Origin of the sequence: Streptomyces sp. UW30 (genome assembly GCF_008042075.1) — a bacterium.
In the GTDB taxonomy this organism is placed as follows: domain Bacteria; phylum Actinomycetota; class Actinomycetes; order Streptomycetales; family Streptomycetaceae; genus Streptomyces.
The window spans coordinates 1-17,592 of sequence record NZ_RDBN01000007.1 but is presented as its reverse complement, the minus strand read 5'-3'; the positions used below and the strand labels follow the sequence as shown (position 1 = coordinate 17,592).

13 protein-coding genes and 1 pseudogene are annotated in these 17,592 nt (G+C 67.9%); 8 read left to right on the top strand and 6 right to left on the bottom strand.

Annotated features, from left to right (window positions below):
• Positions 1-88: 88 nt before the first annotated feature.
• Entirely contained in the window at positions 89-931 is an 843-nt protein-coding gene (locus EAO75_RS07980) for a hypothetical protein (protein WP_147994348.1), read from the top strand.
• A gap of 232 nt (positions 932-1,163) precedes the next feature.
• Here EAO75_RS07980 and EAO75_RS07975 read toward each other — a convergent pair whose 3' ends face one another.
• Positions 1,164-2,021: a helix-turn-helix transcriptional regulator gene (locus tag EAO75_RS07975; protein WP_147994347.1), complete on the bottom strand. Its 858-nt coding sequence runs from the start codon at positions 2,019-2,021 to the stop codon at positions 1,164-1,166.
• A gap of 102 nt (positions 2,022-2,123) precedes the next feature.
• On the opposite strand from EAO75_RS07975, the gene EAO75_RS07970 reads away from it, so the two are divergent.
• On the top strand, positions 2,124-2,891 hold the full coding sequence (locus EAO75_RS07970) for an SDR family NAD(P)-dependent oxidoreductase (protein ID WP_147994346.1): 768 nt from the start codon (positions 2,124-2,126) through the stop codon (positions 2,889-2,891).
• Here the strand turns inward: EAO75_RS07970 and EAO75_RS07965 are convergent.
• Positions 2,869-4,416 carry a pentapeptide repeat-containing protein gene (locus EAO75_RS07965; RefSeq protein WP_147994345.1) on the bottom strand — a complete coding sequence of 516 codons (1,548 nt, stop codon included), beginning with the start codon at positions 4,414-4,416 and terminating at the stop codon, positions 2,869-2,871. The two genes, EAO75_RS07970 and EAO75_RS07965, sit on opposite strands and share 23 nt — an antisense overlap.
• A gap of 610 nt (positions 4,417-5,026) precedes the next feature.
• Here EAO75_RS07965 and EAO75_RS07960 point away from each other — a divergent pair.
• From EAO75_RS07960 to EAO75_RS07950, 3 genes are all read left to right on the top strand, one after another.
• Complete coding sequence (locus EAO75_RS07960) at positions 5,027-7,846, top strand: hypothetical protein (RefSeq protein ID WP_222723922.1); 2,820 nt, start codon at positions 5,027-5,029, stop codon at positions 7,844-7,846.
• 469 nt (positions 7,847-8,315) lie between these two features.
• The gene (locus EAO75_RS07955) at positions 8,316-8,819 is read left to right on the top strand and encodes a hypothetical protein (protein ID WP_261989194.1); all 504 of its coding nucleotides are present in this window, start codon (positions 8,316-8,318) and stop codon (positions 8,817-8,819) included.
• Between the two features lie 67 nt (positions 8,820-8,886).
• Positions 8,887-9,975 carry a helix-turn-helix domain-containing protein gene (locus tag EAO75_RS07950; RefSeq protein WP_147994343.1) on the top strand — a complete coding sequence of 363 codons (1,089 nt, stop codon included), beginning with the start codon at positions 8,887-8,889 and terminating at the stop codon, positions 9,973-9,975.
• A 94-nt stretch (positions 9,976-10,069) separates the two neighbouring features.
• Here the strand turns inward: EAO75_RS07950 and EAO75_RS07945 are convergent, their stop codons facing one another.
• From EAO75_RS07945 to EAO75_RS07930, 4 genes are all read right to left on the bottom strand, one after another.
• Positions 10,070-11,566: a UvrD-helicase domain-containing protein gene (locus EAO75_RS07945; RefSeq protein ID WP_147994342.1), complete on the bottom strand. Its 1,497-nt coding sequence runs from the start codon at positions 11,564-11,566 to the stop codon at positions 10,070-10,072.
• 79 nt (positions 11,567-11,645) lie between these two features.
• Positions 11,646-12,125: a hypothetical protein gene (locus EAO75_RS07940; RefSeq protein ID WP_147994341.1), complete on the bottom strand. Its 480-nt coding sequence runs from the start codon at positions 12,123-12,125 to the stop codon at positions 11,646-11,648.
• Complete coding sequence (locus EAO75_RS07935) at positions 12,122-13,030, bottom strand: DUF6083 domain-containing protein (RefSeq protein ID WP_315986993.1); 909 nt, start codon at positions 13,028-13,030, stop codon at positions 12,122-12,124. The genes EAO75_RS07940 and EAO75_RS07935 overlap by 4 nt, the downstream gene beginning before the upstream one ends.
• 136 nt (positions 13,031-13,166) lie before the next feature.
• Positions 13,167-13,430 (bottom strand): helix-turn-helix transcriptional regulator, encoded by a 264-nt coding sequence (locus EAO75_RS07930; RefSeq protein WP_147994340.1) that lies wholly within the window; start codon positions 13,428-13,430, stop codon positions 13,167-13,169.
• Positions 13,431-13,865: 435 nt separating this feature from the next.
• On the opposite strand from EAO75_RS07930, the gene EAO75_RS07925 reads away from it, so the two are divergent.
• The 3 genes and pseudogenes from EAO75_RS07925 to EAO75_RS07915 all read left to right on the top strand — a co-directional run.
• A complete protein-coding gene (locus EAO75_RS07925; RefSeq protein WP_261989193.1) occupies positions 13,866-14,630 on the top strand; it encodes a hypothetical protein in 765 nt (254 codons plus the stop codon).
• A gap of 641 nt (positions 14,631-15,271) precedes the next feature.
• The gene (locus EAO75_RS07920; RefSeq protein WP_222723921.1) at positions 15,272-16,726 is read left to right on the top strand and encodes a hypothetical protein; all 1,455 of its coding nucleotides are present in this window, start codon (positions 15,272-15,274) and stop codon (positions 16,724-16,726) included.
• Between the two features lie 650 nt (positions 16,727-17,376).
• Positions 17,377-17,592: pseudogene (locus tag EAO75_RS07915) on the top strand (hypothetical protein); the annotation flags it as partial.

Genomic DNA, 17,592 nt, shown 5'->3' with positions numbered 1-17,592 from the left:
GCTCGGGTTGTCCCACGGGCCGAGAGTAGGTGGCCTGCCGGGCGTTTCGCTTCGCGTGACGGCCCGGCAGGCCACCTACTCTCGGCCCGTGGGACAACCCGAGCAACGCGCCGAGGGCGCAGGACCGTTCACCACCCGGCTCACCTGGCACCTTCCCGGCGGCGGCACCGCCGTGTGGGACTCAAGGCTCGCCCGCCGGCGCGGACTCATCGCCGTCCGCCCGGAGGGCGGGACCACCAGCCGTCACACGAGCGCCGACGAGGTCGGCCTGCGCCGCCTGCGCAGGCTCAATGCCACCGCCGCGACCGCCTTCATCATCGGCGGAGCCCTCTTCGCGGCAGGCGCGGGTGTCGCCCAGCTGGGCTCCGGCGACGCCACCACGTGCGCCTCGATCTACTTCGCCGGCGGCCTGTTCTTCAACACCGGCGGCTACGTCTCACTGCTCCAGGTCGTCAACGCTCCCCGCCATGTACCCGGCGGCGAGGGCCGACTCGTCACCCACGGCTGGCGCTGGTGGAGTTACGAGCCGTCGCGGGTGGACTGGCTGAGCGTGTTCGTCCTCTTCGCCGGCACCCTGGTGTTCGCCGTAGACCTGCTGGACTCCTTCCTCCAGGGCCTGAGCGTCCAGCAGACCAACCGGCTGATCTGGGCCCCGGACATCATCGGCTGCGCGCTCTTCCTGATCTCCGGCCACCTCTCGTTCGCCGAGATCTGCCACGGCCGGCTCTGCGTCCGCCGCCGCAGCCTCGGCTGGTGGATCGTCGCCGTGAACCAGCTCGGCTCCGCCCTCTTCATGGTCTCGGCCCTCGCCGCCTTCACGCGCCCCTCGACGGGGAGCCTGATCAACGAGGACATCGCGAACTGGACGACGCTCATCGGCGCGTCATGCTTCTCGCTCGGCGGGGTTCTCCAGCTCTATGAACGCCCCTGACTGTCAGCGGCAGCGGCAGCGGCAGGGGCAGGGGCACGGCTGACGGCGCGTGCCTCGGCGACCCACGGCGGGGATGTGCGCGGCAGGCCGACCAGCCCGCCGAGGGCGAGCAGGGCAGCCACAGGTTCGCAGGACATGAGTCGCCGTCCGTGTCAGATCCCCAGGACGGTCTCTCGGCCTCGCGCGTCCAGCCGGCCTGCTGGTGGGTGGCCCAGCCGGTTCCAGTGGAAGGCTAGCGTTGGAGGCGGTCGGGAGAGCGGGGCTCGTTGGTCGCGGTGAGGCTGCCGAGGAGGGCCAGTTTTTCGGCGGATTCGCTGCCGGGGGCGGCGTGGTAGACGCAGAGGATCATTCGGTCGGTGTCCGCGATGGGGAGCTTTTCGTAGCTGAGTTCGAGCCGGCCGACCTGGGGGTGGTTGATCGGGGTGCTGCTGCTGCGCCTGGGGGCGGCGTCGTGCCGGGCCCAGAGGTGACGGAAGCGGTCGCTGCGGACGGAGAGTTCGCCGACGAGTTCATTGAGGCGGGGGTCGTCGACGTCGGGGCCGGTCAACGAGCGCAGGGCAGCGACAGCGCTGTGGGTGATGTCGTCCCAGTCTTCGTACATGGCTTCCACACGCGGATCGAGGAAGGTCGCACGGACGAGATTGGTACCCACCGCGTAGTACGGGGCCAGCGCTGTCGCGAGGGAATTCGCGGCCAGTACGTCGGTGTAGCGGCCCTCCACGACGGCGGGCGTCTCGCTCCAGCACCGGATCATCTGCAGTACGCCGGCGGGAACCCGCTCCGCGCGGGGTGCCCGGCGACGCCGGCGAGCCGACGGACTGGCGAGGCCGCGCAGATGTGCCGTGGCGTCGTCGTCCAGCTGCAGGGCGCGGGCCAGCGCCTCGATCACCTGCTCGGAGGGATGCTGATCGCGGCCCTGCTCGAGCCGCACGTAGTAGTCGGTGCTGACGCCGGCCAGGACGGCCACTTCGGAGCGCCGCAGTCCTGCGACCCGGCGGCGGCTGCCGGAACCGGGCAGCCCGACATCCTCGGGCCGGACCAGTTCGCGGCGGGCCCGGAGGTACTCGCCGATCAGGTTCTCTGAGGTCACACAACGACGCTACGCCCACCCTGCGCCGGGCATGGTGGCCCTGCCACTACCAGCCTCATCAGGTCTCTTGTCGGGAGTCGCCCGTCGGCCGACATTCGGTGCATGACTGATACCGACACCAATTCCCCCATCCGCTCGGCGTTCGGATTCGACTCGACTGCCGCCGAGGTGGCCAAGGGCATCGACCTCACGGGCAAGCGGGCGATCGTGACCGGCGCCTCGGCCGGCATCGGGATCGAGACCGCCCGAGCACTGGCCGGTGCGGGCGCCGAGGTGACACTCGCGGTACGGGACCTTGACGCGGGCAGGCGCATCGCGACGGAGATCGCGACGACGACCGGCAACCAAGCCGTACGGGTCGGACGACTGGACCTCTCCGATCAACGCTCGGTTGCCGCCTTCGCGGCCGAGTGGTCCGGTCCGCTGCATCTGCTGATCAACAACGCGGGCGTCATGGGTCTGCCTGATCCGGTGCGGACGCCCCAGGGATGGGAGATCCAGTTCGCGACCAACCACCTCGGCCACTTCGCCCTCGCGCTCGGCCTCCACCCGTCTCTCGCGGCAGCCGGCACCGCACGGATCGTGTCGCTCAGCTCCGAGGCGCATCTGCGCGCACCGGTCGTGTTCGATGACGTGAACTTCACCTGGCGCCCGTACGATCCGTGGCTCGCCTACGGAGAATCGAAGACCGCCAACGTCCTCTTCGCCGTCGAGGCGACGCGTCGCTGGCAGACCGACGGCATCACCGCGAACGCCGTCCACCCGGGCGCGATCGCCGCCTCCAACCTGGCGCGTCACCTGGAACCCGGCGTGGTGGACGCCTTCCTCGCCTCAGGCGGCTATGACGTCAAGACCGCGGAACAGCGATGACGGACGGTGGGCGCAAGCCGGACAGGATCGGGGTGGACCGGTCGGAGGGGTTTGGCGAACGACTGCTGGGTGTGCTCGTCATCACCCACCCCGCCCCCTTCACCTTCGCCAGCAGCGAGATGAAGGCGCGAAGGGCGCGTAGGCCGTAGCCGGACAGCAGCCAGTAGCCGCGCAGCAGGCGGCGTTCGTACTTCGGGGTGCCGGTCAGGTCGTGGCGGCGCATCTCGCATTCGCCGTAGTAGAAGTCGGCGGCGCCGGGTTCGTTCTTGCCGTCCTCGAACGCTTTGCGCAGCTGCCGGTACAGGGTTGCCACGCTTTCCGGGTCGGGGATGCGGGCGGGGTCGGTGTGATGTGGTATCGGGCGCCACCGGTTGGGGTCGGGGTCCTCGCCCGGGGAAAGGGCGGGCTGGCCGGCGGTGCGGGCGCGCCAGTGGTGTTCCTCCGCGAGGACACGGCGGCGGGTGAAGTTCACCGGCCAGATGCCGCGGCGGTGCCGGCCGGTGGGGGCGGGGGCGAAGGTGGTGCGGCCTTCCAGACGGATTTGGTCGAGGTGGAAGGCCCCGGAGAACAGGCAGTCGCTGAGGTCGGTGTCGGTCAGCACCAGATGCGCGGCATCTACGCCTTGCACCGAGACAATGCGCACCCGGTCGCCGCTGCGAGGCCGCAAGCCGGAGCCTGTCAGCAGGTCCTCCCTCACAGCGCTGCCGGCGAAGGTGAAGGGGGCGGGGTGGGTGATGACCGCTGCGGGGGCGGTTAGGACCGCGTGGCTGAGGTCCACCGCCGCGTACCGCACCCGCACGGTGGCTGTCGACTCCCACCGCGTCCGCTCACACACCACCTCCCTTGCGGCTATTTCCAACGTCAGCGGCAGCACAAACACCGCCCCTGACAACACCACTTGCCCCGCGCACACCAATGGCCCCAGTTCCGGCACACTCTCAAACTGCGCCCTGTCGAACTTGGCGTCGCCGGAGAACTGTGCCCTGTGGAATATGGCGTCGCGGGAGAACTGTGCGTCGACGAACACGGCGATCGCGGAGAACTGTGCCTCGTAGAACCTGACATCGCTGGAGAACTGCGCCCCGACGAACATGGCCCTGGCGGAGAACTGCGCCTCGACGAACCGGGCGTCGCCGGAGAACTGCGTATTGCTGAAGCGGGCGTCACCGAAGAACTGCGCCCCGATGAACCAGGCGTCGCCGGAGAACTGCGCCCCGATGAAGCGGGCGTCGCCGAAGAACTGCGCCTCGATAAACAGGGAGCGGCCGAGGTGGGGTTTGCCGGTGGAGGGGTCGTGGAGAGCGTTGAGGAGGGCCTCCAGCAGATCTTGAGTGAAGGGGGTGCCGCTGTGGTCTATGTCGGCGCCGGGGGCGAGACCGGTCAGGTACGCGGTGCGCTCGCTGTCGGTGAGGTGGGCCAGGCATACGGTATGGCCGCGGACGTGAACACCGCGGCAGCCGACCGGGTCGCCGGCCGGGTCCGCGCCGTGCCCGCAGGGCTGCCAGGAAAGCGAGAATGTGCTCATGATGTGGTGGCTCCACGGGTGAGTTTCGGGTGCCGGTATGGACGCTCTGCGGACCTGCACGGTTCAGGCCCGGCGGTGACGGGCAGCGTCGTCGGCAGAGTCCCGTCATCGTTATCTAGGGATGCGGGTCCGCTAGAGCAGGCCATGTAGCGAATAGCCAAGGGCGGGGCAACCGCGGACAGCAGACAGCCTTGAAAACCGATAAGCGGCTGACACACGGCGCAAGGGCAGCGCGGAGGGTGGGTCCGGCTTCTGGTCGATCAGGCACCTGGCATGCTCAAGACTCTGCACGAACGCGACCCCGACCATGTGTTCCCGGACGTAACCCTCAGCGAGTGCAACCGCTTGAGCGTGAGGGCGGGGAGACCACTCGCACAGGCGCCGTCGCTGTGGCGTGAACGTGCAGGGCGCCGGTCCCTAGGCCGATTCTTTCCGATCATCGGCGACCCCTGAGCCGATCCCGGCGAGCGTGTCGGTCAGGGTCTCGATCGCCGTAACGGCCCCGTTGGCCGCCCCCTACCCCAACTCGCTTGCAGTGGGTGCCTGTTAGAGAGCTCGCCACTCGATCGGATGTAACCCGTCATGACGGATCGCTCCTGCCTCAACAGCCGTGGCAAATTCTGTGACGCACGTCGGTGGCCCATCACCGGCGTCCGCCTTATGCCGCCGACGGCGGAGCAGGAGCAAGCCGCGAGACGCCCGGGTGCCACACGAAGCACTGTTCGGGCTGATCCTCTTCGGACGTTGGCAGTCGGACCGTACGGGGCGGGGACCGCCGAGACCCATCACGGGTGTCGGCCTACACCTCGCTGGCACGAGGCTTCGGCGCTCGGGCGCGTGTCACGCTCCCGAGGTACGGGAGCGTCTGCATTCGCCCGGCACGCCCGGGTGGAAGGAAGACACCATGGTCGCGAAACGACCTGAAGGCATCTACCCGTACATCAGCACCGACACCTGGGCTCAGCGTCTGGCGGACGCCATCGAGAACACGTGCGAGGACCAGGAGGTCGTCCCGCCTCCCCGCCAGGCGATCGTCGAGGGTCTCGCCTCCGCTCTCCCGGACACCGAGATCAAGAACCTCGTGGCGTCGCTGCGCGGCAGGAAGGTGCTCAAGCCCACCGCCTACCGGGTAGTGCAGGCCGGCRCCGACAAGGTTCTCCTGCTGATGTGCGACGTGCACGGCGCCGCGGTCGCCCCGTGGGATCTCAATGACCGTACCGTCGGCTGCTGGACGCCGCCGAGCCCGGAGGCCACGCAGCGCGTTAAGGACCTCGTCGCCGCCGAGATCACGCTACGGGAAGCTGAGAAGGCTGCGAAGAGCGCCGAGAAGGAGCGGGAGGCCCGTCGCCGCGCGCCCGGCGATGAGACGTACTCCGCTGAAGCTCTCGCGGCAGCCACGCAGAAGCAGCTGGACGCCGTACGGCGCGTCAAGGAGCTCGAAAAGGAGCGGCAGGCCCTTCTTGCCGCTCTGGGCAACCGGCGCCCGCGGCCGGTGGTCCGTTCGGCGGAAGAGGGCGGCGAGCCGAAGGCGGCGCTCACACTCGCCGAGCAGCCGTACGAGGTGGCCGTTCACGTGCAGCGGTACGCTGCCGACAGTCTGCAGCGCGCCGGGAAGACCCGCGGCTACGACCTGGTCGAGTCCCTCGTGGACGCCGGCCAACTCTCCAAGGGCATGAACGTCCTTCAGCAGTGGCAGGTCATCAACCCTGATGGCACGGTGTCCCGGATCTGGCGCATGGCCGCCGTGACCGCCAACAACAGGGCGCTCGCGCGCCTCGAGATCTTCGGTGTGCGCCCGGAGCACCTGGTCACGGGGATGCCTCAGTCCCTCCTGTCTCTGCCGAAGGAGAAGAGTGACCCCGCGCTGAGGCTGCTCAGTCTGCGGGAGGTCCTGAACCGGATCTCCACCCGGCTCAACGAGGTCGGCGCCAAGCCGGAGACGAGTCCGGAGGACCCCTCGGTCCGGGCAGGGAAGATCGCCACGGTGTCTACGGAGATCGTCATCGGCTGCAACAAGCCAGCGGCGCTGGAACATGTCCTGCGGGCGCTGAACGTCAACGATCACCTGCGCGGCATCCAGCCCTACGACGAGGACGCCCGCCTGGTCGCGCTGTTCGCGACGCTCGTCGACTCCTATGCCAAGCAGTCACTTCTCGAAGCCGCACTCGCTGAAGCGTTCCCCAGTGCGCGGGGGGCGGATCTCCTTGATCTGCTGGGAGTGCGCGATGCTCTGACTGCCAACGGCCCGCTCGACCCGCTGGAGCCGCTCGTCCCCGCGGGCGAGGAGGCTTCTCCGGTCGTCCTGCGCGATATCGCCGTGCGGGCAATCACCGCGCTCGTGTTCCCGGAGATTCCCCCGGATGCTGGGCAGGGGACGGGCAAGCGCACCATTCGCGACACAGGGCGGTACTGGCCGGTCGTGAAGGGAACGCTCCAGGAGTCGGCGTGGAGCCAGGTCACCGCGAAGACCGCTGGAGCCCGCACGCGTCTGTGGTCGGCTGCGGTCGCCCAGCTGTTCCTGCACCGCGGCAACATCCTTTCGGCGCTGGGACTGTTCGGTGTTGCGGAGACCAAGGAGGGATCCGGACAGGACCCCAGGTCGCTCAAGGAACTGCTCCTGGGAGCGGAGGCCGGTGATGCGACAGCGTGGGCTGCTCTGGTCCAGCGGATGGCGCCGGCGCTCATGCACGCCCCGGAGCCTTTCATCACGCCAGGCCAGGGAAGCGAAGCCGGTGAGAGCCGTAAAGGGGTACGCCGGACCCCCAGCAGCTCCCTGGCTTCCCTGACGCTGGCGTACAGCTCGAAAAGCCCGGCCATCAGCCGGGCCCTCCTCCTCACGTTCGCAAAGTCTGTCCTGGAGCACCCGGACGCCACACAGCCCCCCGTCGCAGAAGACGGCGGTCGTTTGGCCTGTTACGGCGAGCGCCACCGGGGCGAGGAGGAGCGGACCGCGATCACCGCCGGGATGGTGATCGTCCCGGACACTGAGGGCCGGSCGACTGTGTATGTCGCCGACAAGGACTGGTTCGACGAGACGTTCCCGGTGGAACTCGGCCGCCCGGTACAGAATCCCGCTGGCAGCAGCGGTGCAGTCACCGGTATCCCGGTCCCCGAGAGCGATCCGGCCAGCAGCACCACATCTCACGGAGAGGCGCCGCCCGACCCCCGGGAGCGGCTGAGCACTTTGCGTCGGGAACTGCCCGCCCGAGTCCAACTGGTCGGGGACAGCTACCAGCGCGCGGTCGACTCCGCCCACACTCTGATGACGGACTTCGAGGAAGCACGCCGACYGCGCGCCCAGCTCGGCGAGGAAACACTGCCGCCCGAGCAGCGGATCGAGTGGATGGAGAAGCTGACGAAAGCCCGGGAGGCCGCACAGGCCAGCGTGACCACGCTCGGGCAGGTGGAGGCGCTGATCCTGCAGATCTGACCAGTCATGAGCACCAGGACGGGCCCTTCAGGGCTGCTGAAGGGCCCGTCCCTCTACCCCGGCGGTTTGCTTCATCTGGTCGAGGCATCCGGCAGTAAGAGAGCTGCGGGCAGGCCTACTTGCCGAGGGCCGCTCTCTGCGACGGACCGTCCGCGATCACGAGCACTTCTCACCTCTGGCCCGGCTCCCGGCCTGCAGAGGAGTCGTGAACGTCGGCAATCCTTATAAAACTTGCCCCTCATTTGAGGTAGAGTATTTATAAGTCTACTGCCGACGTCCGGAGGTTCCCTTGCCCCTGTCCCTTGTGAAGTCCTCCCCTGAACCCGATGAGGTACGGGCCCAGTTGGGTGGCGTGGGGACCAGGCTTGAGTTCCTGCACGACGTACTACGCGCGGGCGAAGCCGCAAGGCGCACCGCTGTTCGCAACGATCCAACGGGAACGGCGGGCCGACGGGCCTATGAGGCACACGTGCGGACCATCCGCGAGTTGCACATCGAGAAGGAGAAGTGGATCCGTCTCGTACACGGTCGGCTCGAACTTGTCTGCAACCCGGAGCGATCGGTCGCGATGGGCGTGATGGTCGGCGACGCCGCCACGGGGCAGGCAAGCCTGTTCCCGAAGAACGCACGCCGACGCGGAGCTGCCACCGAAATGGTCACTCGCGCCAACGCCGGCGACGCCACCTCGTCCGTACAGACAGCTCTGTTCGCAGCCGGCTTCGGCCCTGACGGGGTTGCGTTGAGCGAAGAAGAGGCCTTCGCCCTGAAGACGTGGTTCCTGCTGTCGCACCGTACGACGATCGGTGACACGGTGCGGATCGACTGCGAGCTATCGCAGCCAAAGCGCTTCCAGGACGGCTTCGTGATCGAATGGGGTAAGCGGATTCCGCTTCCTGCCCTGGTGATGGACGGAATCGAACTTACGAACGATGATGGGCCTGAGGAGATCGACATCGCCGTCGATTTCCGCTGAGGCCCGTTGGTGGGGCAGCGAAGCCTGTCGCCCCACCCTGCACCACCAATAACTGAGGCAGCCCCACATGGTGACCCCGTCCCGCATCGCACTGGCCCGCAAGCGCAGGGGCCTCACCCTTGCCGAGCTGTCGGACCGAGCCGAGGTGTCATTGCAGAGCCTGTCAAACTACGAGACGGGTCGCACCGCACCCCGTCCCGACACCCTCGCCAAGATCGCCTCAGCACTCGACTTCCCTGCCGCCTTCTTCGAAGGTCCTGAGCTGGACGAGCTCCCCGCCGAAGGCATCTCATGGAGGGCGCGCAGCAAGACGTCGGCCAGAGTCCTCGAAGCCGCGCGAGCCGCTGGCACACTGGGCGCGATGCTGTACGAGTGGATCGACGAGAGGTTCCGTCTGCCAGCAGTGAATGTGCCTTCACTGGGCAAACCTGACCCGGAAACAGCCGCCGGTATGGTCCGCACTCGCTGGGGTCTGGGGGAAGCACCAGCGCCCAATATGGTGCACCTTCTGGAAGCGCACGGAGTTCGGGTGTTCTCACTCGATCCCGACCACGCCGAGGTCGACGCGTTCGCGGTGTGGCGCGACGGCGTTCCGTTCGTATTCCTCAACACGCTCAAATCGGCCGAGCGCGGGCGCTTCGACGCGGCACACGAACTGGGCCACCTCGTCATGCACGGTAGCGAGCACGCCTGCTCAGGACCCGAGGCCGAACGACAAGCGAACGACTTTGCTTCAGCGTTCCTGATGCCTCGAGCGAGCGTTCTGGGGCACATGCCGTCAGGCGCGCACGTCGATCAGATCCTTCGCGGCAAGCAGATCTGGAACGTCTCCGCGATGGCCCTGACCTACCGCATGCACGACCTGAATCTTCTCTCTGACTGGCAGTATCGGTCCACCTGCGCCGAGCTGAGCAGGTTGGGGTACCGGTCCGGCGAGCCGCAGGGCATGAGCCAGCGCGAAACGTCGCAGGTGTTGACGAAGGTCTTCGCCGCGCTGCGTTCGAAGCATGTTCGCCCCTGGTCCGTCGCGGCCGAGCTCGGGCTCACCAGTGAAGAGATGAACCGACTGATGTTCGGGCTCACCCTCACGACCTTCGAAGGCGAGGGCCGGCACGCTTCGGCTACTGCGACGCGCAGCCTGTCCATCGTCCCCTGAGGGAGCACATCTCTACGCGGCCGCGACGGGGGCATGCCATGGGGTCCGCATCCTCCTGGGGTTGTCGGGGTGCTGGTCGATCCGGGTCAGGCCTTCAGGATGGCTTGTCTGAGGCGCGGGGCTCGTTCCCGCTTGGTGCCGTGGGGTACATGCCAATCCAGGACAGGCCGCCGAGGTCGAGCTGATAACGAGCCCGAGTCACGGCGACGTAGGCAAGGCGGGCGTCCATGTCGTTGACCGGTTCCGGAATCGGGCGGCCTTGGGCGTCATGCTGGTTGGTGTCCTTGGGCGGAGGGAAGTCATCGGCGATCTTGACGGTAGGCCATTCGCGGCCCTTGGCCTTGTGGGCTGTGGAGACGGTGACGTCGGCGTGCTTCTCGTCGGTGAGTTCGTCGACGGCGGCAAGGAWGGCGTCGGGTCCGTGTGTGTCGACGAGGTCGACGAAGGGCTGGAGGTCGCGTCCGGCGGGATCATAGGTGGCGTAGTCCTGCAGTTCACCCCAGGACGTGAACAGGACTAGTTCCGGGTGGCTGGTGCGGCGGCCTTCCTTGAGGTCACGTGCGGCGAGTGCCAACGAGGACAGAGCGTGTCCGCCGCGGGTCAGGGCGACGCTGTGGCCTGCGGCAAGCAGTTTCATGACTTCCCCTATGGCGCCGATGTTGGTGCGGCAGAGCACCGCGTCGGGGCGACCGATGGCGCCGACTTCGGTTGGGATGGTGTCGGTGCCGGTCAGGCGGATGGGTGCGTCGGCCAGTTCCAGCCAGCGGTTGGCCTGCTCAGCCAGGCGGGGCCCGAAGCGGAAGGAGCGGGTCAGGGTGAGGGGGGTGGCGTCGAAGCCGGTCATTACGTCGTGGGCGCCGCGCCAGCCGTAGATAGCCTGAGCGGAGTCGCCGACCATGACGAGCTGAGCGTGGTCGCGCTGGGCGGCAAAGACCTGTTCCAGCACCGGGTTGGTGTCCTGGGCCTCGTCAAGGAAGACAAAGTCCGCCTCGATCTTCGGTTCGGCCAGGGCCCACATCTTCAGGTAGTGGTCGTGTTCGAAGCGGACGATCCCCTGGTCGGGGTCTTGAAGGTCCGCCCAGGCCTTGACGGCGAACGGCAGGATTTCAGAAGCCAGTTGGGCTTGCTCGGCCGGTGTTCTCAGGCCGCGAAGGTGCGGTACGTGGCGGCGGTTCAGGGCGCGGTCGGCGGAATAGCAGTAGCGAGTCACGGTGCGCAGCAAAGTGTGGGACAGAGTCCGATGGCTGATCTCGTGGTCGCCGATACGGATGGCCCGGGTGAGGCCGAGGGCCTGGCCGGTCTTCCAGGCAGGCTGGCGGGGCCTGTTTAGGCGGTGGGTGTAGCGGTGGCCGAGGGCGGCATAGGCCGTGGCGTGGGCGGTCTTGCAGAGCACGGTGCGGGGGAAGCGCGATGAGGCGTCGTGGGCAATGTCCTTGTTGAAGGCGAGGTAGCGGCCGTGGCGCTTGGTACCGGCGGCGAGCTGGTTCAGCGTGCTGGTCTTTCCGGTTCCGGCGCCTGCTTGGAGGACGAGGTGATGGCCTGCGTGGAAGGCGTCGGCGGCTTCAGTCTGTTCGTCGGTCGGGGTGGGCAACACGTACTCCACGGAAGAGGGGGCGGAAGAAGGAATGAGGATCGTGTCGGCGGTCGGCTCCGTGGAGTCCGCGGAGGCCCTACTGGCCCGGAGGTACGTGGTGGCCGAGAAGGGCGCTGGCCGTGCAGGCCAGCACTTCCTCGGCTGTGTGGTGGGCGAGCATCTGTCCCAATTGCGACGTCAGGCCCTGGGCGCGTTCTTGTTCGTGCCGGGCAACGGCTGCGGTCACGCTCTGGCTGAGGAAGTCCTGGGGCCGCTGGCCCCGCGTGGCCGCGGCTCGGCCGATGGCCGTGAGGGCGGCCTGGCTGAAGGCCACATTGAGCCGGACCTGGCCTCGATGGTCCGGGTAGTGGGTGGTCAGGATGTCAACGGGCAGCAGCGCGTCGAGCTGGCGGCGCACCCTGCGCAGCGCGCGGCCGGGACTCTTGGCCCGCTGCATGGCCATTAGCCGGGTGCGCTCCGCGTTGACGGATAGCGGCACGGCGCGGCGGGCGCGGTGGAGTTCGGCGGCGGTGGCGGGCCGGGTCAGGGTGACCTCGATGGCGTGATGCGGCGTCACGGCCGGTCTGCCTTCTGTCCGCCCTGTGATGGTCCGGGGCGCCGGATGCGGTCCGGCAGGCGGGTGTGGATGTGTGCGTGATGGACGAGCGGGTCGAAGGGCTCCCAGTCGGCGACTGTCAGGTCCGGGGCCGAGGGGGTGGCGGCGTGCTGCGGGCAGCGTTGGGTGCGCCAGCGCAGCTGCTCGGCGTAGGGCAGGCGGGTGAGGTCGTAGACGGCCATCACCGCAGCGGGCAGGGCCAGTTGACCGGATGCGGCGGTTGCCGGCACCAGGCGCCAGGTGCCCGCGGGGGCGGCAGGGGTGAGCAGCGCGCTGGTGCAGCGGTGGCGGAGCCGGGTCTGCGCGACGCACTGGATCTCGTCCACGGGGCGGGAGGCGAGGTAGTGGACGTATAGGAGGCGCACGACGGGCCGGGCCGGGCGGCATACGGCCAGCGTCGCCGCTTCAACGTCCAGCGGTGCGGAGGGGGGAGTAAAGGCCCCGGCATCGATCAGGCGTCGAGTATTAACGGCCAGACGGCGGCGCAGTCCGGCCAGCTCGGGTGGGGCCGGCGGGGTGTCGCGCGTGGGGCAGAGCACGGAGTGCGGCAGACGGCACCAGCCGCTGCCGTCGCCCGCGGCGTGGGCGACGCCGGAGCTGACGTGCCAGCGGCAGGAGTCGGGCACATCAGCGGCCGGCAGTTCATGAGGATGCAGGCGCACGGGCCGCTGATTGACGCCGTGGTACCACTCGATCCGGTTGCCGCAGTCACGGCAGCGGTCGCTCTGGCCGCAGCGCACGAGCTTGACACCGTCGGGAGCCACATGGAGGGAGCGCCGCGCGTGGACGGTGACGGGGCTGGCGTCCCAGTGCCGTCGTGAAGGTGGAGGTGTGGAGCGCATGTGCTCGAAGATCGCGGACGACACGCCGGGCAGACCTCATCGGCACCGTAAGGGTCCCCCGTCCGGCCGCATCAAGGGCAACGGGTGTTCGAGCGTACGCTCGCATGTTCACTACTGGATCACCGGTTCGGGTGATGAATGACGGCCCTGGCAGAGGCCGTCAGGCGTCGTCCGTTCCAGGTGAATCGTGCCCCTGGCACAGGAAGCCGAAGAGGTCCTCGACTGGCGTGCTCAACGCATGGGCAAGGGCGTGCCACGTCTTCAGGGTGCCGATAGTGCGGCCCTGCTCGATCTCGATGAGAGTGCGCCTGGCCAGGCCACTGCGGGCGGCGAGCTCGTCGTAGCTCCAACCTCGAGCCGCCCGCAGACGCGCAAGCTCCAAGCGCAGCGCGTCGAGATTCGGATCGGGCGGGAAGATCGTCACCCGACAATCCGACGGTGCAGCCCCCTGCTCTGTCAGTGCAGACCTCTGCCCTACTTCCGGTCGGTCGTCCGGACGGGCGGGCAGAGGTCTGCACTATCGTGCGGCCGTCAGCCGCTTCCGGCCGCCTGCGTCGGGCCGGCATCGGCACGGATGGGCGGGAGGAGCGCGTGCCTGATGAGGCTCTGCACAACACACGCGGCAGTGCGGCGCGTCTGGACGGTCGAGCTGCGGCCCCAGTCGGGCGGACCGGTGCTCGTCTGCCCTCTGTGCGTGCCAGCGGTTCAGCCCCTGGAGGCATCCTCCGCGCGGTCAGCGGTTCTTGCTCATCTGGCCGCGCATGCCCGCCGCGACATCCTCGCCCCCCACTTCCGGACCTGCCAGTGCCGGGAACGGGGCTGCCGGTGGCATCCGCACCACCACGGGTGCGCCGGTTCCGTGCTGCTGGTGCTCATGCGCGAGCACGGCGGCCGAATCTGGCGCCTGGCCGACATGTGCGCCGCCTGCGCGGGAGCAGTTCCCCACGCCGCAGCCGTTCCGGACACGTTGACGTCCTGCAGATCCAGCCCAGCCCGTACCCGACGTCGGGGGAGCCGGCCGCACGAGCACGACCAACGGCGGCGCGTACGGGAGACGCTCACCCAGCTCGCAACGGTCCTGCCCCACTTCTCCTCTCCGATCGCCCGGCTGCTCGCGCTGCAGTGCGCGCTCCGCGCCGACGGCAACGGACAGGTGCACCTGCGGGGCGGGCTCCTGCGCGCAATGCGCCTCGGCGGTCACGCCATGCCCTGGCAGGAACTGGAACACGCCGGCTGGCTGCGCTGCCTGCCGACGGGCATGAACAAGAGGCAGGGCGGCGTGGAAGCGCAACTGCTCGATGCCGACGCCCTCACGCCGGCGCCCGGCCGGACGGGCCGGGCACGAGCCGCGCACTGGGCGCTGCACCCGGCCCCGCTGGCCGTGGCCCGAGCCGCACCGCCGGCGATACAACTGACCGCTCTCGTGCTGGCCGCGCACACGGGAGCCGACACCGGGCGGGCCGATGCCGACCAGCTCACCCGCCTGTGCGGCATGTCGCAGGCCCAACTGGACGACCTCTTCGACAGGCTGCTGCGTGCGAACGTCCTGGAAACGTGGAACTGCGACGGCGACGCCGGTGAAGTCCACTGGAAGCCGCGTCCGGGCCATCAGCGTGAGCCGTAGCAACCGGCCGACGTCGCAGCGGCACGTGATCTTGATGTGTGAGCAGGGCTCACGTGCTGTCAGCAGCCATCGGGTGAAGGTCTCGCTCAGCGAGTAGTGCAGTTCTGTCCGCAGGAACGTGGTCGTATAGGCGAGCACGACAGGTAGCATTTTCACCCTGCCGCAGGGTCTCCACCGAAGGTGCCCCCTTGTTGACGTGGGTATACCCGTCTGAAGGCCTGGCCCGACTGGTACGACCAGAGTGGAGGAGCCGATGGTCGCAGAGCGTCCTCCCGGCCGTCAGTGCAAGCCTGAGGTGGTGGCAGGCAGAGCGATGCTGGCGCAGATACGGTCCGGTGAGCTGTCTGTCGGCGCGCGGCTACCTTCCGAGCGAGACTTGTCCCTCCGTCGGCGACATGCCCCGGCCCCTGCCCGCAGCGTCCCGCCGCCCGAGATCCATAGGAACCTATGGCCAACGCTGCCGGGTGCAGCGGGTTGAAGAGACGGGTTCTGAGGCCCTCGGCATCTGCACCGCAACCGCTGCCAGATACGTCGCCAGCGCCCACCCAGAAAAGGAGATCGATCCCATCCAGGCATGTTTCACGGTAGGTTAGGCGAAATCCGGAGACGGCGCCGCGATCGGCGATCTACCCTTTTGCCGCATGACAGAGAGTGAGTCGCTGCCAGCCGCCAGCGCTTCCGGGGAAGTCGTACGACGCGAGCCGCGCCAAGCCGCCCTGGACGGCCTCCGAGACTTCCAGGACCTGATCCTGAGCCGTCTCGGTGACCTGGGGCTGCCGACCGAGGACGTCCTGGTCGCCCTCAACCAGCGGCATGCATTGCTGCAGAGCACTGAGCATGCCCTGTCCGGCCTAGACGAGGAACAGCGGGCGCGGTCGGCATACATAGCAAAGATGATCATGGCGGGCTCTGTCGGGCTGTTCGACGCGGCGCTCAACTACCTCTGGGACGAGACGGTCATTGAGCTGCGCAAGCGGGTGATCGGTTACGACCTTTCGTACTTCTATGCCGTTGCGGAGAAGAGCGAGAGCCGTCGCAAGGAGCTGAAGACGGCCGAGGACCTGGTCAAGCTCGACGACGCGAAGCTCCTCAGCGGTGCCAGGGAGATCGGGCTCATCAGTGACGTCGGCTATCACCAGGTCGACCACATCCGGTTCATGCGCAACTACGCCAGCGCGGCCCACCCCAACCAGGTGACGCTGACGGGCCTTCAGCTCGCCGACTGGCTGGAGACGTGCATCCGCGAGGTGATCACGCTCCCCCACAACAACGTCGTTGCGGAGATCAAGAAGCTGTTGGTCAACGTCCAGGCGGATCGGCTGGACACCAACTACCTGGCACAGACCGCAGTCTTCTTCAAGGATCTCCCGGGCGAGCAGGCGGACACGCTCGCCACCGGACTCTTCGGGCTCTACACCACCGTAGGTGGTGAGCCGCACACCCTGGACAACATCCGTGACCTGTGGCCGAAGCTCTGGCCCTATGTCTCCGACGACACTCGATTCGTGGCCGGCACCCGCCTCGGGCGCTTCATGGCCAACGCTGACCAGGCGCAGGCCGTTCTGGCCCGACAGCTCATTGACCTTGTCCAGGGCGGCAGTTACCTGCCACAGGAGATCAAGGTCACGGAGCTGTCCGATGCCATCGAAGAGATGCTGAACGTGCATCTCGCCTGGGATAATTTCTACAACGAGCCCCGAGTGGCCCGTCGGCTCGCCGAGCTCGTCGGAGAACAGGGTTCGGTTCCTGAAAGCCTCGTSCGCCAGTACGTCAAAACCTTGGTCACGGTGTTCCTCACCAACGGTCACGGCGAAGCCGTCGCCGCCAACCCCATCTATCTCGATCTAATCAGCCGCTTCTCCCCGGGGCAGGCATCGCTCGCGCTGCGGGCCTTCGCCAACGCTGAGATCTCGAGTCAGCTGCAGCGTCCGCTGTCCCAGAGGAAATGGGATGGACTCCTGAACCTGATCGACATCAAGATCACCGGACGGCCCGAGCGTGAACTTCTGGAGGCTGTCCGTGAGTTCTCCGGCACTCCGGACAAGCTCCGCCTCGACTCCGGCATCAAGCGGTACCTCGCCGCACTGCCGAAGTAAGCCCAGGGCACTACGAAGAACGGCCACGAACCCGCTGAAGTCTGCCGATCGGAACAGACATCCCACGTCGGGTTCGTGGCTGCTCTAGCAGAATCCGGGAACCTGTCAGTTTCGCTTGGTGATCAAGTGGCCGAGGTCGGGCAGCATGTCGCGGGCGGCCCGGGAGCGCGTCCGCGTTGACGACACTGGGCTGGCCTCCGACCTTGCCGCTGACGCGGGCCGCGCCCAGACTCTCGCGGATGCCAGAGACGATCAGCTCCCGGATGATCTCGTCAGAGCAGCGAAGACGCAGAACACCAGCCGCTCGCCGGGCGTGCTGGGATCCAGGCGCTCGTGCAGCGAGGTGCACCCACCTTCCGCTTCCCCAGCTCGCCAACCATCGTGATCAGGTCATACAGGGTGCGGCTGTAGCAGTCGAGGGCGGGGCGCACCTGCCGCGACGAGCCCGTCGTGGTCCAGCGCCTCGAACCGGGGCACGAGGCACCGGCCGTCGAAGTCAGCGGACACCGAGTCGATATGTGACGCACGAAATGGAGGGCCCGCGTTGACGAGGCCCTCCATCATGGTGCCGATCGATCAGATGCATCGGTCGACGGATGTCGAACTTCGGCCGGGCACTTCCTGGGACACTCGGGTGCGACTACGAGGAGATGCCGGTGACGGACGTGGAAAGTTTGCTTGCGCAAGTCCGGAACCCGGACACGCGACCGCTCGCAGAGGAAGCATGGCGCTGCTACAATTCCGGCGCCATCCGCGCAAGCATCGCCGCAACCTGGACGGCGGTCACGGCGGACATCATCGCCAAACTCATCCAACTTGCCGACAACGGCGATGCCGGGGCAATCGCATTCCGCACCGAGATTATG